Raw genomic sequence first — 14016 nt, forward strand, 5'->3', positions numbered from 1 at the left:
ATGGTGCCCCCGGAGGTGATGCCGCAATGCAGCAAGTCGCGCGCTTCGAGAAGGTGACGCCGATCACGCAGACCGCGCGGATGGCGGCGGCGGTGCATGGCGGCCGGGCGAAATGCCTGCAGCGGCTGGTGCGGCTCGGCTTCAACGTGCCGACGACTGTCGCGCTTTCCTTCGATGCGGTCCACGAGATCGCGCGCGGCAAGGCGCCGCCCGTCGGCGAGATCCTCGCCCCCTTCGGCCCGGCGCCGCTTCTGTGCGTGCGGCCCTCCAGCCTCGACCAGGATTGGGGCGGGCCCTCCGCGATCCTCAACATCGGCATGAACGACGCCCGCCATGCGGCGCTTTGCGACAGCATCGGCGAGGAGGCGGCCAACGCGCTCTATCTGCGCTTCATCCAGTCCTATGCCGAGCATGTCTCACGACTCGATCCCGATCTCTTCCTCCTGCCCGACGCGCCCAGCGCCGAGGCGGTGGCCGCCATGCGCGAGACCTATGAGGAGGAGATGGAGGAGCCCTTCCCCGAGGCGCCTCAGGTGCAGCTCGCCGAGGTGCTCCGCTCGATGGCGCGCGCCTGGGAGGGCACGTCGGCAAGGCTCCTCCGTCAGTCGAAGGGCGCGCCGGCCGATGCGGGGCTCGGGCTCGTCGTGCAGGCCATGGCGCTGGGCGTCGGCCCGGGCGAGAGCGGCTCGGGCGTCATCGGCTTCGTCGATCCCGAAACCGGCGAGCCGCAGATCACCGGCCGTTACCTCCGCCAGAGCCAGGGCCGCGAGGCGCTCTCCGCGGCTTCGGGCGCGCTCTATCTGACGAATGATCCGCGCGGGCCCTCGCTCGAGGAATGCGCGCCCGAGGCCTTTGCCGAGCTCCGCGCGGCGGGCGACCTCTGCCGGCAGCGGCTCCGCGAGGAGATGCAGGTGGAGTTCACCATCGAATCGGGCCGCATCGCCATTCTCGACGCCGTGCGCCTGCCGCGCGCGCCGAAGGCCGCGGTGAAGATCGCCGTGTCCCTCGCCAGCGAGGGCATCATCCCCGAGGCGGAGGCGGTGATGCGCATCCCGCCCGTGGCGCTGACCGCGCTCCTTCACCGGCAGGTGGACCCGGCGGCGGAGCGCGACATCGTGGCCCGGGGTATCGCCGCATCGCCCGGCGCCGCCACCGGCCGGCTCGTGCTGACGGCGGAGGAGGCGGAGGCGAGCGCCGGGCGCGGCGAGCCCGCCATCCTCATCCGCCGCGAGACCAGCCCGGAGGATATCCGCGGCATGCAGGCGGCACGCGCCATCGTCACGATCCGCGGCGGCGTCACCAGCCATGCCGCCGTCATCGGGCGCGGCATCGGCCTGCCCTGCGTCGTCGGCGCCGGGGACCTCTCCATCGACCGGCAAGGCCAGGTGCTGGCGCCGGGCGGACGGCGGCTGAAGCCCGGCGACTGGGTCACGGTCGACGGCACCACCGGCGAGATCATCGCCGGCGAGGTGCGGCTGGTCGAGGCGGGGCTCGACGACAGCTTCCGCACGCTCCTCGCCTGGGCGGATGCCGAGCGCGACATCGGCGTCCGCGCCAATGCCGACACGCCCGGCGATGCCGAGGTGGCGCGGCGCTTCCAGGCGGAGGGCATCGGGCTCTGCCGCACCGAGCACATGTTCTTCGAGGATGGCCGCATCGGGCTCATGCGCGAGGTAATCTTCTCCGAGACCGACGAGGAAAGCGCCGCCGTGCTCTCGCGCCTTCTGCCGCTGCAGCGGGGCGACTTCATCCGGCTCTTCGAGATCATGGGCGGGCGGCCGGTCTGCATCCGGCTCTTCGACCCGCCGCTCCATGAATTCCTGCCGACCGACACGCGCGGCCTCAAGGACATGGCGGTGATGCTCGGCAAGCCCCATGCCGAGGTGAAGGCGCGGGTGGAGGCGCTCAGCGAATACAACCCGATGCTGGGGATGCGCGGCGTGCGGCTCGGCATCGCCGTGCCGCAGATCTACGAGATGCAGGCCCGCGCCATCTTCGAGGCGGCCATCGAGGCCGGCCGGGCCGGAGCGCCGGTGGTGCCCGAGATCATGATCCCCCTCGTCTCCGCCGCGCGCGAAGTCGAGGTGGTGAAGGCGATGATCGAGGCGGTGGCCGCGGCGGTGCGCAGCGAGACCGGCGACATGGTCGAGTACCGGCTCGGCGTCATGGTCGAGACGCCGCGCGCCGCGCTCCGCGCCGCCGATATCGCCCAGCACGCGAGCTTCCTCTCCTTCGGCACCAATGACCTCACGCAGATGACCTACGGGCTCAGCCGCGACGATGCCGGGCGCTTCATGAGCGCCTATATCCGCCGCGGCGTCTACGAGGAGGACCCGTTCCACCTTCTCGATACCGAGGGGGTGGGAGAGCTGCTGCAGATCGGCGCCGCGCGCGGGCGGAAGGGGCGACCCGACGTGACGCTCGCCATCTGCGGCGAGCATGGCGGCAGCCCCAGGGCCATCGCCTTCTGCCGGGGCGAGGGGTTCACCTATGTCTCCTGCTCGCCCTACCGGGTGCCGCTGGCGCGACTCGCCGCCGCGCAGCTCGCAATCGCCGAGCGCCGAACGGCTGCGGAGCTCCCCGCCTGAGGGCGGTGGCGCCCCTGCAACGGTTCCCCCGTTCTCGATTTGCCTGCGTTTTGGGCGAGATTCCGCCGAACCTGCCGGCATCCCGGGCACGGGATTCGACCTCTTAACCCCATCCGCCTAGGAGCGGCCTGCTCGCGCGGCAGCAGGTCGCGCCGGAAGGGAATGAGAGACAATGCGGATCGCGAAGGCGGGACACCGGGCGCTCAAGGGCGCCTTTCTTATGCTGGCCATGTCGGTTGCGACCGGCCTGTCGCTCCCCGGCGCTGCCGCGGCCGACACCGCGCTTGCCGGCCAGCTTTCCGACCTTCTGGGCCAGGAACGTCAGGCGCTCTCGGAAGCGCCCGAAGCCCGGCTTCTCGCCGTGACGGCGCCGTCGGAAGACCGGCTGACCGCCATGGGTGCCACGGGCGATATCGCCTATTCCGACGCTTTCCTCGCTTCCCTGCCGTCCGCCTCCGGCGGTGCCGAGTGGCAATGCCTGACCGAGGCGCTCTATTTCGAGGCCCGGGGCGAAGCCGCCCGCGGCCTCTTCGCCGTCGCCGAGGTCATCATGAACCGCGTCGATTCCCCCCGCTTCCCCGGCTCCGTCTGCGGCGTGATCCATCAGGGCACCGGCGCGCAGTATCAGTGCCAGTTCACCTATACCTGCGACGGCTCGCCCGAGGTGGTGCATGAGCAGGCCGCCTGGAGCCGCGTCGGCAAGGTCGCCCGGCTGATGCTCGACGGCGCCGACCGCGAGCTGACCGGCGGCGCGACCTATTACCACACCACGGCCGTGCGCCCCTCCTGGGCCCGCCGCTTCCCGCAGACCGCGCAGATCGGCGCGCATCTGTTCTACCGCCAGACCTGACGGCCGGTCCCGGGCCCCGGACCCGGGCCCGAAGTATCTCGAGTTGAGACCCCTGGGGCCCGCCGCGGGCGGGCCTTGGGTCCGCTCCGGGCGGTGCGCCCCGCTCACATCGTCGCGTTTATCGCCGGGCGCCGTTTTCTCCCCCCGCCGCAGCCGTTAGAACATTTCGGAACGATTCGGCCGAAGGGGCGGGCATGGGCGGCGCGGGCCTCCTTCCAATCATTGCACTTCTGCCATTCTTGGGGGCCCTGGTCCCCGGGGTGATGATCCGCGCGGGCCGCAACGCCTGCGCCACCTTCGCGGCGATTCCGACCGCCCTCGCGCTCCTGATGCTGCTGACGCTGGCGCCGGGCGTGATGGAGGGGCAGGTCTACCAGAAGAGCTTCGCCTGGTTCCCGCCGCTCGGCCTGTCGGCCAGCTTCTTCCTCGACGGGCTCGGGCTCATGTTCGCGGTGATGATCCTCGCCGTGGGGCTGCTCATCACGCTCTATGCGCGGTTCTACCTGTCGGGCGAGGATCCGATGGGGGAGTTCTTCACCTATCTGCTGCTCTTCCAGGGGGCGATGCTGGGCATCGTTCTCTCCGACAACATCCTGATGCTCTTGGTGTTTTGGGAGCTGACTTCGCTCACCTCCTTCCTGCTCATCGGCTACTGGAAGAACCTGCCGGAAGGCCGGCAGGGCGCGCGGATGGCGCTGGCCGTCACCGGCTCCGGCGGGCTCGCCATGATTGGCGGCATGCTGATCCTCGGCGAGATCGCCGGCAGCTACGAGCTGACGGACATCCTGCAGGCGGGCGAGGCGATCAAGGCGAGCCCCCTCTACCTGCCGGCGCTACTACTGATCCTCGCCGGGGCCTTCACGAAATCGGCGCAGTTCCCCTTCCACTTCTGGCTTCCGCACGCCATGGCCGCGCCGACGCCCGTCTCGGCCTATCTGCACTCGGCGACAATGGTGAAGGCCGGCATCTTCTTGATGGCGCGGCTTTGGCCGGTGCTGGCGGGGACGGAGCTGTGGTTCTACATCGTCGCCACCACCGGGCTCGTCACCATGGTGCTCGGCGCGCTGATCGCGCTCTTCAAGGACGACCTGAAAGCGCTCCTTGCCTTCTCGACCGTCTCGCACCTCGGCCTTCTGACGCTGCTCCTCGGTCTCGGGACGGAGGCGGGGGCCATCGCCGCGGTCTTCCACGTCTTCAACCACCTGACCTTCAAGGCGGCGCTCTTCATGACCGCCGGCATCGTCGATCACGCGACCCATACGCGTGACATCAAGCGGCTCGGCGGGCTCCTCGCCCTCATGCCGATCACCGGCGCCATCGGCATCCTCGCCGCGCTCTCCATGGCCGGCATCCCGCTCTTCAACGGCTTCCTGTCGAAGGAGATGATGCTGGAGGAGGCGTCTCATACCGTCTGGTGGGAGAATGCCTGGCTCGTGCCGGTGCTGGCGACGCTGGGAGCGCTCCTCTCCGTCGCCTATTCCTTCCGCTTCATCTTCCACACCTTCCTCGGGCGGCAGAAGGACGAGAGCATCGACCACCCGCATGACCCGCCCTTCGGCATGTGGCTGCCGCCGGCGGTGCTCGTGGTGCTGGTCGTGGCCTCCGGGCTCTTCCCCGCCTTCGTCGCCGGCCCCATCGTCGACATGGCAGCCTCCGCCGTGACGGGGGAGGAGATCCACACCCATCTGGCGCTCTGGCACGGGGTGACGCCTGCGCTGATCATGTCGATCATCGCCATCGTCGGCGGCCTGATCCTCCTGGCAGTCCACCGCCCGCTAGACCGGCTCTGGATCGCCGCGCCGCGGCCGGAGGCGAAGGTGATCTTCGACCGGATGATGACCGGGCTCGTCCATGGCTCGCGCGCCGTGGCGGAGGGGATGCACAACGGCGCCGTGTCGCGCTACCTCGCCGTCTTCGTCGTCGCGACCCTCGCCTCGGCGCTCGTCGCCTTCTTCGGGCGGGGCCTCGCCCCCGTCAGCCGGCCGCTCCTGCCCATCCCGCCCATCGCCGTCGTCGGCTGGGTGCTGATGCTGGTGGCGACGCTCTCCGTGATCCTCCTCCATCGCCGGCGGTTCCTGGCGCTGGTGGTGATCTCGATCTGCGGGCTCATGGTCTCCATCGGCTTCGTCTATCTCTCCGCCCCCGATCTGGCGCTCACCCAGATCTCGGTGGAGACGGTGACGATCCTGCTCCTCCTCCTCGCACTCCACTACCTGCCGAAGACGACGCCGACCGACAGCTCGGGGATGCGCCGCATCCGCGACGGCATCATCGGCATCGCCGCCGGCGCAGGGGTGGGCGGGCTCGCCTATGCCTTTATGCGCCGCGACGTGGAGAGCATCTCGGATTACTTCCTCGCCAATGCCTATGAGGGCGGCGGCGGGCACAACGTCGTCAACGTCATCCTCGTCGACTTCCGGGGCTATGACACCTACGGCGAGATCATCGTGCTCGGCATCGCCGGGGTCATCATCTTCGCGCTTATGGAATCGCTCTTGCGCGGCCGCGCCGGCAAGCGCCTGCGCAACTGGACCTTTGCGGCCGACCGCTCCCGCGACCGCCACCCGCTGATGATGGTCGTCGGCACCCGCGTCATGATGCCCATCGCGCTGCTCGTCGGGCTCTACATCTTCCTGCGGGGCCACAACAATCCGGGCGGCGGCTTCGTGGCGGGGCTCGTCTTCTCCATCGCGCTCCTCATGCAGTACATGGCCTCGGGCTTCGCCTGGACGATGGACCGCCAGCGCTGGGAATATCACTCGCTGATCGGCTGGGGCGTCATCATTGCCGGGCTGACGGGCATGGGCGCCTGGATTGCCGGGCTGCCCTTCCTCACCTCCGCCTATGGCTATGTGAAATGGCCCTGGATCGAGGAATTCGAATGGGCCTCGGCGATGTTCTTCGACCTCGGCGTGTTCCTCGCCGTGCTCGGCGCGGTGATGCTGATGCTCTATTCGCTCAGCCGCATGGCCCGCTATGCGGGCGAGACGGTCAACCTCGAGCCGATGGACTACGATCCCTCGTCGCGGCGCGCCGATGGCACGGCGCCCGTGCCCTCCGAAGGCGAGGAGGTCTGAGATGGAGATCGTGGTCGCGAGTTCGGTGGGCGTGCTGACGGCGGGCGGGGTCTACCTGATCCTGCGGCTCCGCGTCTTCCCGGTGATCCTGGGGCTGGCGCTGCTCAGCTACGCCGTCAACGTCTTCCTCTTCTCGACCGGGGGGCTCTCCATCAATGCGGCGCCGATCCTCGCCGACGAGGGCGGCGGCCCCTATACCGACCCGCTGCCGCAGGCGCTGGTGCTGACGGCCATCGTCATCTCCTTCGGGATGACGGCCGTCCTCGTGATGATCTCGCTCGGCGCCTATCTCGACATCGGCGACGATCACATCGACATGGGCCGCGCCCTGCCGGAGGGCGAGACCGAGGGCCCCGAGGGCCGCGACACGCAGAGCCCGGGGCCGGACCCGGGCTATGACGACGATACGCCCGTGAGGCCGCAGCCATGATGAACCACTGGATCATCGCGCCTGTGGTGCTGCCGGCGATGCTGGCGCCGCTCATCGCCTGGGTCATGCGGCACGATATCGTGCTGGCCCGCTCTGCCTCCACCGCCGGCGCAGCCGCGCTCGTCGCCATCGCCGTGGGCCTCCTCAACGTCGCCGCCGGCTCCGGCGAGCAGGTCTACCGGCTCGGCGACTGGCCTGCGCCCTTCGGGATCGTGCTCGTCCTCGATCACCTCTCCGCCGCGATGGTGCTTCTGACGGCCGTCCTAGGGCTCATCGTGCTCATCCATGCCATGGCGACGGGATGGGACAGGCGGGGCCGGCATTTCCATGCGCTCTTCCAGTTCCAGCTCATGGGCATCTGCGGGGCGTTCCTCACCGGCGACGCCTTCAACCTCTTCGTCTTCTTCGAGATCCTGCTCATCGCCTCCTACGGGCTGATGATCCACGGCGGCGGCCGGGTCCGGCTGCAGGCGGGCCTCCAATATGTCGTGATGAACCTCGCCGGCTCGACGCTCTTCCTCTTCGCGCTCGGCACGCTCTATGCCTCGACAGGCACGCTCAACATCGCCGATCTGGCGGTGAAGGTCCGCGAGATCGCGCCGGAGGATGCGGCGCTCGTGCGCGTCGCGGCCATGCTGCTGCTCATCGTCTTCGCCATCAAGGCGGCGGTCTTCCCCGTGCAGTTCTGGCTGCCGGGCACCTATTCGAACGCTCCTGCGCCCGTCGCGGCGCTCTTCGCGGTGATGACCAAGGTCGGTGCCTATGCGATCCTGCGGGTCTTCATCATCGTCTTCGGGCCGGATGTCGCCGCGACCGGCACGCTGCCTGAGAAATGGCTCTTCGCCGGGTCGGTCGTCACCATCGCCATCGGCGCGCTCGGCGTGCTCGGCGCGCGGCGGCTCATGTCGCTGATCTCCTTCTCGGTGATCGGCTCCATGGGCACGCTGATGATCGCCATCAGCGCCTTCACGCCCGACGCCACGCTGGCGGCGCTCTACTACCTCCTCCATTCCACCTTCGCGACGGCGGCGCTGTTCCTGCTCGCCTGCCACGTCATCTCGCGCCGCGAGAGCGGAGACCTCCTCAAGGCGGCGCCGCCCACCGTGCAGCACGCGCTCTTCGCCGCGCTCTTCTTCGCCGCCGCCATCGGCATGGCGGGGATGCCGCCGCTCTCGGGCTTTCTCGGCAAGCTCGTCATCCTGAAGGCGGTGATCCCCTGGGAGCATATGGAGCTCGCGTGGGTCTTCATCCTCACCGGCTCGCTCTTCACCATCGTCGGCTTCGCGCGGGCCGGATCTGAGCTTTTCTGGAAGGCCACCTCCGTGCCCGCCCCCGAGCCTGAGGAGGCTGAGGAGGGCAAGGCCGATGTGGTGCCCGACGGGCGCGGCCAGAAGGCCAGCCCGCTGGCGCTTCTGCCCGTGGCGCTCTGCATCCTGATGATGGGTATCCTCTCCGTCCTCGCCGGGCCGGTGACCCGCTACCTCGGCGTCGCCACCGCGCAGCTCTACGACCGCGAGGGCTATATCTCCGCCGTGCTCGCCCCGCCGGAAGAGGCGGAGGAGGCGGAGGAGGCGCACGGCGACTCCGCCACCGCCGACGGCGCGCATGACGACGTGCCGCTCGACAGCGGCGAGACGCCCCTGCCGGGCGTCACCGTCGAGGAGGCCGGTCACTGATGATGAAGCGCCTCTTCCCGCATCCGATCCTCAGCGTCATGCTGATCCTGATCTGGCTGCTGCTGGTCAACAAGATCACGCCGGGCAACCTCGTCCTCGGCGTGCTTCTGTCCTTCATCGTGCCGGCCGTGACCGAGCCCTACTGGCCGAACCGCGCCCGGCTGCAGAAACCGGCCCTCGGCGCCGCCTATGTCGCCATCGTCCTTTGGGACATCATCATCGCGAATGTCGAGGTGGCGCTGATCGTTCTCTTCAAGCGGCGCGACCGGATCCACTCGCAATGGGTCACCGTGCCGATCGAGCTCACCTCGCCGGAGGCGATCACCGTCCTCGCCGGCACCATCACGCTGACCCCGGGCACCGTGACGGCCATGCTCTCGGCCGACGCCTCGTGCCTGCTCGTCCATTGCCTGCATACGGATGACCCGGACGCGGTGCGCGATGGCATCAAGCACCGCTACGAGCGGCGATTGAAGGAGATATTCGCATGATCGACTATGCCCTCTGGTTCGCCTTCGCCTGCTTCGGCCTCGGCCTGCTCTTCACGCTCTACCGCGTCGCCCGCGGCCCCTATTCGGCCGACAGGATCCTCGCGCTCGACACGATGGTCATCAACGCCATCGGGCTTCTCGTCGTCTACGGGATCTCCATCGGCCGGCAGGTCTATTTCGAGGCGGCCATGCTGATCGCCATGGTCGGCTTCGTCTCCACCGTCGCCTATTGCCGCTTTCTTCTGCGCGGCGACATCATCGAGTGAGGGCGGCATGGACATGATCGTCGAAATTCTCGTCTCGTTCTTCCTCGTCGTCGGCGGGATCTTCGCGCTGGTCGGCTCCTTCGGGCTGGTGCGGCTGCAGGACGCGATGCAGCGGCTCCATGCGCCGACCAAGGCGACGACGCTGGGGATCGGCGGGGTGCTCATCGCCTCGATGATCTACTTCGGCTTCTCGGGCGGGCAGGTGTCGATCCACGAGCTCCTGATCTCGATCTTCCTCTTCCTGACGGCGCCGCTGACCGCGAACTTCATCGCCAAGGCCTATCTGGTGCACCGGGTGGAAGAGAGCGATCTGCCGCCCGTGTCGGGCGAATACGGCTGGGCGATCTACCACGACCCGCCGAAGGATCCGGCGGACCTCTGAGGCCCCCCATATCCGGCGGGTTTTGCCGGGCCCCATGGCTCCCTATGCTGCGACCCTGGTGGGTCGGAGCAGCTTGAGGGAGCAGCTTCATGCCGATCTTCGGATGGCGGCCCGACCGGACCGGCCTCTTCGCCGCGCTGGTCACAGGCACATCGGGCAATGACACCTACACGGGCACGCCCCTTGCCGACACCTATGACGGGCTCGGCGGCGACGACACGATCTACGGCGGGCTCGGCCTCGACAGCCTCGAGGGCAATACCGGCAGTGACACGCTCTATGGCGGCGACGATTCCGATTACCTCTTCGGCGGGGTCGATGGCGACTACCTGGCGGGCGATGACGGCGATGACCGGATCTACGGCGGCCTCGGCGACGACACGGCCTATGGCGGCACCGGCAATGACGGGATCTACGGCGAGGACGGGTTCGACGTGCTCTTCGGCGGCGCCGGGAATGACGCGATGAACGGCGGCGCCGGCAGCGACACGCTGGACGGCGGCGCGGGGGAGGACATCGTGGTCGGCGGCGAGGGCAGCGACGTGCTCTTCGGCGGCGCCGACGACGATTACGTCTCGAGCCTCTCCGGCGACGACACCGCCCATGGCGGCACGGGCAACGACGAGGTGCAGGGCCATTCGGGCGACGATTCCCTCTATGGCGGCACCGGCAATGACCTCATGTACGGCGGCCCCGGCTCCGACGACATGCGCGGCGGCGACGGGGTGGATTCCCTCTACGGCGGCACCGGCCGCGACTTCCTCTATGGCGGCGCCGGCGAGAACACGATCTGGGCCGGCGATGACGACGACACGATCTACGGCGGCGGCGAGATCGACGAGATCTACGGCGGTAACGGCCGCGACGTGCTCTACGGCGGGCCGGGGGAGGGGAACTACCTCGACGGCGGCGCCTCGGACGACTGGGTCTACGGCGGCGACGGGCTCGACGTCGTCTACGGCAATTCCGGCAACGACACGCTCACGGGTGGCACCGGCGTCGACTTCTTCGCCTTCAACCTCGGCCGCGATGTCATCACCGATTTCGACACCGACGAGGACTGGCTCGTCATCTTCCGCTCCGCCTGGGGCGGGCAGAACCTCCGCCGCAGCCAGGTGCGCGCAATGGCGGAGGAGGTGCCCGACGGCGTGGAATTCGCGCTCGGCCTCGGCAACCGGATCCTGCTGGAGGGGCTCGACATCGAGGATGTGCGGGACATCAAGTTCTTCTTCCTCTGACGGCCCACCCGGGCGGCCCTGCTGCCGGCAGCCCGTGACGATGCGCCGCCGCCGCAGCGCGGCCCGACCATGAAAAGGTGAAGGGCTCGGCCGTTGACCGGCGGGGGCGGGAGCCGCTAGGCCTCGTCTCACCACGAGCTATCCCGCCCGGGCAACGACCAGGGGCGGCCCGGGCGGCGAGGCCCGACCCCGGGGTGGCACTGACAGGAGCAGCCCCCGATGAAGACCCGCGTCACCGCCGCGCCCCTTTTCGCCCCCGAGTGGGGGCCGCAGGCCTTCACCGAAGGCACCTCCGGCAACGACAGCCTGACCGTCGAGCCCGGCACCGACGAGCTCTACGGCGGCGCCGGCAACGACACTCTCTACGGCGATGCCGGCAACGACCTCCTCGACGGCGGCGCCGATGACGACACGCTCTATGCCGGCGGCGGCGCGGATGTGCTTTACGGCGGCACCGGCAACGACACGATCATCGGCAACGTCACCTATTCCGACCCCGATGCCGTCGACGACGCGATGGGCGATCTCGTCTACGGCGGCGACGGGGTGGACATCATCCACATCGGCCCGGGCGACGACACGGTCTACGGCGGCGACCAGACGGATACCGTCTGGGATATCGGCGGCTCCGATGTCGTCCATCTCGGCGGCGGGGCGGACTGGTTCCAGGCCTATGGCGGCGCCGATGACGACAGCATCTACGGCGGCGACGGGTCGGATTTCATCCGCGACGACGGCGGCGACAACCTGATCCGCGGCGGCAACGGCCATGACACGGTCTATGCCGGCTTCGGCGACGACAACATCAACGGCGGCGCGGGGCGCGACGTGCTCTTCGGCGCGGGCGGCAACGACCGGATCGCCGGCGCCGCGGATGCCGACACGCTCTATGGCGGCAACGGCGGAGACTTCCTGATCGGCAATGCGGGGCGCGACCGGCTCTTCGGCGACAATGGCTCCGACACGATCTACGGCGGCGGCGATCACGACCAGATCTGGGGCGGGCAGGGGCACGACCTGATCCTCGGGTCCGGCGGCAATGACCGGATCGACGGCGGCTCGGGGCGCGACACCATCCTCGGCCAGGCCGGGGACAACGTGATCCTGAACGGCGAGAAGGTCTTCGGCGGGCCGGGTCGCGACAAGATCTTCGCCTCGGGCGCCACCGACATCCATGCCGGCAGCGACAATGACATCGTCTTCATCGACACCGGCGCCGCGGCCCGCATCCAGGGCAATGCCGGGGACGACCAGTTCCTCTTCCGCAAGGCGAGCAGCGCCGATGTCTACGGCAACAACGGCGACGACCGCTTCGACATCCGCGAGGGCGGGCCGGCCGAGATCTACGGCGGCGCCGGCGACGATCTCGTGCTGATCCGCTACGGCGGCGGGGTGGAGGTCCACGGCGGCGGCGGCAATGACCGCTTCATCGCCCAGCACGAGGGCGCCTCGATCTGGGGCGACGGCGGCGTGGATGTCTTCCACTATCAGGGCGGCGATCTGCATCTGATGGACCTGCAGGCCGGCCGCGAACATGTGCGCGTCTACCGGCCCGAAGGCCAGATGAAGGCCTATGCCGATGCAGCCGCCGGGGCCGTGACCTTCGTCTTCGGCACGGGCGATGTGCTGACGCTTCACGGTTTCTCGGATGTCGAAAGCGCCGAGGCGACGCTCCTTTTCGTCTAGCGAACGCCCGCAGACCGGGCGAATCCGCCGTTTTTCTGGGAGATTGCCCCCTTCTGCCGGCTTTTCGGCCGGCTGCGGGCTTGCAATGCCGCAAGCGCTTTGGAATGCTCCGGGGCAAATGCCGCAAAAAGCGGCAGGGCAGGGGCCATGAGGCGCCGCCACCAACGGGGATTAACGGGAGAGCGCCTTGGACGGATCAGGCAGCGCCGCCGCATTCGTGGCTTTCGAACGGGTTCAGAAGAGCTACGACGGCGAAACACTGGTCGTCAAAGACCTCAATCTGACCATGCCCAAGGGAGAGTTTCTGACGATGCTCGGCCCCTCGGGCTCGGGCAAGACCACCTGCCTGATGATGCTCGCCGGCTTCGAGACGGCCACGCATGGCGAGATCCTCCTCGCCGGAAAGCCGATCAACAACATCCCGCCGCACAAGCGGGGCATCGGCATGGTCTTCCAGAATTACGCGCTCTTCCCGCATATGAGCGTTGCCGAGAACCTCGCCTTCCCGCTGGAGGTGCGCAAGATCGGCAAGTCCGACCGCGAGGCGAAGATCAAGCGCGCGCTCGACATGGTGCAGATGGGCGATTTCGCCGGGCGCCGCCCGGCGCAGCTCTCGGGCGGGCAGCAGCAGCGCATCGCGCTCGCCCGCGCCCTGGTCTTCGAGCCCGAGCTCGTGCTGATGGACGAGCCGCTCGGCGCGCTCGACAAGCAGCTCCGCGAGCACATGCAGTTCGAGATCACGCGCCTCGCCCACAACCTCGGCATCACCACCGTCTACGTCACGCATGACCAGACGGAGGCATTGACGATGTCCGACCGGGTCGCCGTCTTCAACGACGGGCGCATCCAGCAGCTCGCCCCGCCCGACCAGCTCTACGAGCAGCCGGAGAACAGCTTCGTCGCGCAGTTCATCGGCGAGAACAACACGCTCCTCGGCAAGATCGAGGAGATCACCGGCGAGACCTGCAAGGTGCGGCTCGACAGCGGCGACTTGATCGCCGCCAAGCCCGCCAATGTGGCCGAGGTCGGCGAGCGCACCCGCGTCTCCATCCGCCCCGAGCGGGTGGAATGGAACAAGGACCGCCTGCAGGAGGGCGCCTTCACGCTGAAGGCCGAGGTGCTCGAATTCATCTACATGGGCGACATCTACCGGACGCGCCTGCGCGTCGCCGGGCATGATGATTTCGTCATGAAGACCCGCAACGCCCCAGATCAGCCGCGCCTGACCCCAGGCGAGATTATCGAGATCGGCTGGCTGCCAGAGGATTGCCGCGCGCTCGACGCTTGAGCGCGGGGACGGGCGGGGCGCTTCCCGGTGGCGCCCCAGTGACA

Annotated in this window: 11 protein-coding genes; all 11 read left to right on the top strand. The window is 68.8% G+C overall.

What is annotated here, in order from left to right; genetic code table 11:
• The first annotated feature begins 26 nt into the window (after nucleotides 1-26).
• The 11 genes from ACAZ03_RS04555 (at nucleotide 27) to ACAZ03_RS04605 (ending at nucleotide 13972) form a co-directional block, all read left to right on the top strand.
• Complete coding sequence (locus ACAZ03_RS04555; RefSeq protein WP_373356201.1) at nucleotides 27-2588, top strand: putative PEP-binding protein; 2562 nt, start codon at nucleotides 27-29, stop codon at nucleotides 2586-2588.
• Between the two features lie 172 nt (nucleotides 2589-2760).
• Entirely contained in the window at nucleotides 2761-3438 is a 678-nt protein-coding gene (locus ACAZ03_RS04560) for a cell wall hydrolase (protein WP_373356203.1), read from the top strand.
• Nucleotides 3439-3632: 194 nt separating this feature from the next.
• Nucleotides 3633-6515, top strand: coding sequence for a monovalent cation/H+ antiporter subunit A (locus ACAZ03_RS04565; RefSeq protein ID WP_373356205.1), 2883 nt, complete (start codon nucleotides 3633-3635; stop codon nucleotides 6513-6515).
• Between the two features lies 1 nt (nucleotide 6516).
• Nucleotides 6517-6945 carry a Na+/H+ antiporter subunit C gene (locus ACAZ03_RS04570; protein WP_373356206.1) on the top strand — a complete coding sequence of 143 codons (429 nt, stop codon included), beginning with the start codon at nucleotides 6517-6519 and terminating at the stop codon, nucleotides 6943-6945.
• On the top strand, nucleotides 6945-8621 hold the full coding sequence (locus ACAZ03_RS04575; protein WP_373357041.1) for a monovalent cation/H+ antiporter subunit D: 1677 nt from the start codon (nucleotides 6945-6947) through the stop codon (nucleotides 8619-8621). The genes ACAZ03_RS04570 and ACAZ03_RS04575 overlap by 1 nt, the downstream gene beginning before the upstream one ends.
• Nucleotides 8621-9112, top strand: coding sequence for a Na+/H+ antiporter subunit E (locus ACAZ03_RS04580; RefSeq protein ID WP_373356207.1), 492 nt, complete (start codon nucleotides 8621-8623; stop codon nucleotides 9110-9112). Before ACAZ03_RS04575 ends, ACAZ03_RS04580 begins: the two co-directional genes overlap by 1 nt.
• Nucleotides 9109-9378 carry a K+/H+ antiporter subunit F gene (locus ACAZ03_RS04585; RefSeq protein WP_373356208.1) on the top strand — a complete coding sequence of 90 codons (270 nt, stop codon included), beginning with the start codon at nucleotides 9109-9111 and terminating at the stop codon, nucleotides 9376-9378. Before ACAZ03_RS04580 ends, ACAZ03_RS04585 begins: the two co-directional genes overlap by 4 nt.
• 7 nt (nucleotides 9379-9385) lie before the next feature.
• Nucleotides 9386-9760 (top strand): Na+/H+ antiporter subunit G, encoded by a 375-nt coding sequence (locus ACAZ03_RS04590; RefSeq protein ID WP_373356209.1) that lies wholly within the window; start codon nucleotides 9386-9388, stop codon nucleotides 9758-9760.
• An 89-nt stretch (nucleotides 9761-9849) separates the two neighbouring features.
• Nucleotides 9850-10998 carry a calcium-binding protein gene (locus tag ACAZ03_RS04595; RefSeq protein ID WP_373356210.1) on the top strand — a complete coding sequence of 383 codons (1149 nt, stop codon included), beginning with the start codon at nucleotides 9850-9852 and terminating at the stop codon, nucleotides 10996-10998.
• Between the two features lie 219 nt (nucleotides 10999-11217).
• Complete coding sequence (locus ACAZ03_RS04600) at nucleotides 11218-12684, top strand: calcium-binding protein (protein WP_373356211.1); 1467 nt, start codon at nucleotides 11218-11220, stop codon at nucleotides 12682-12684.
• 187 nt (nucleotides 12685-12871) lie between these two features.
• Complete coding sequence (locus ACAZ03_RS04605; RefSeq protein ID WP_373356212.1) at nucleotides 12872-13972, top strand: ABC transporter ATP-binding protein; 1101 nt, start codon at nucleotides 12872-12874, stop codon at nucleotides 13970-13972.
• The last annotated feature ends 44 nt before the right edge of the window (nucleotides 13973-14016 follow it).

The sequence above is a fragment of the Pseudoroseicyclus sp. CXY001 genome (genome assembly GCF_041714655.1).
Taxonomy (GTDB): Bacteria; Pseudomonadota; Alphaproteobacteria; order Rhodobacterales; family Rhodobacteraceae; genus Pseudoroseicyclus_A.

What these genes read in the sequence shown, in the direction of transcription:
- ACAZ03_RS04580 (WP_373356207.1), top strand. Translation starts at nt 8,621, where the DNA reads ATGATGAAGCGCCTCTTCCCGCATCCGATCCTCAGCGTCATGCTGATC.
- ACAZ03_RS04595 (WP_373356210.1), top strand. Translation starts at nt 9,850, where the DNA reads ATGCCGATCTTCGGATGGCGGCCCGACCGGACCGGCCTCTTCGCCGCG.
- ACAZ03_RS04600 (WP_373356211.1), top strand. Translation starts at nt 11,218, where the DNA reads ATGAAGACCCGCGTCACCGCCGCGCCCCTTTTCGCCCCCGAGTGGGGG.
- ACAZ03_RS04570 (WP_373356206.1), top strand. Translation starts at nt 6,517, where the DNA reads ATGGAGATCGTGGTCGCGAGTTCGGTGGGCGTGCTGACGGCGGGCGGG.
- ACAZ03_RS04555 (WP_373356201.1), top strand. Translation starts at nt 27, where the DNA reads ATGCAGCAAGTCGCGCGCTTCGAGAAGGTGACGCCGATCACGCAGACC.
- ACAZ03_RS04565 (WP_373356205.1), top strand. Translation starts at nt 3,633, where the DNA reads ATGGGCGGCGCGGGCCTCCTTCCAATCATTGCACTTCTGCCATTCTTG.
- ACAZ03_RS04585 (WP_373356208.1), top strand. Translation starts at nt 9,109, where the DNA reads ATGATCGACTATGCCCTCTGGTTCGCCTTCGCCTGCTTCGGCCTCGGC.
- ACAZ03_RS04560 (WP_373356203.1), top strand. Translation starts at nt 2,761, where the DNA reads ATGCGGATCGCGAAGGCGGGACACCGGGCGCTCAAGGGCGCCTTTCTT.
- ACAZ03_RS04590 (WP_373356209.1), top strand. Translation starts at nt 9,386, where the DNA reads ATGGACATGATCGTCGAAATTCTCGTCTCGTTCTTCCTCGTCGTCGGC.
- ACAZ03_RS04575 (WP_373357041.1), top strand. Translation starts at nt 6,945, where the DNA reads ATGAACCACTGGATCATCGCGCCTGTGGTGCTGCCGGCGATGCTGGCG.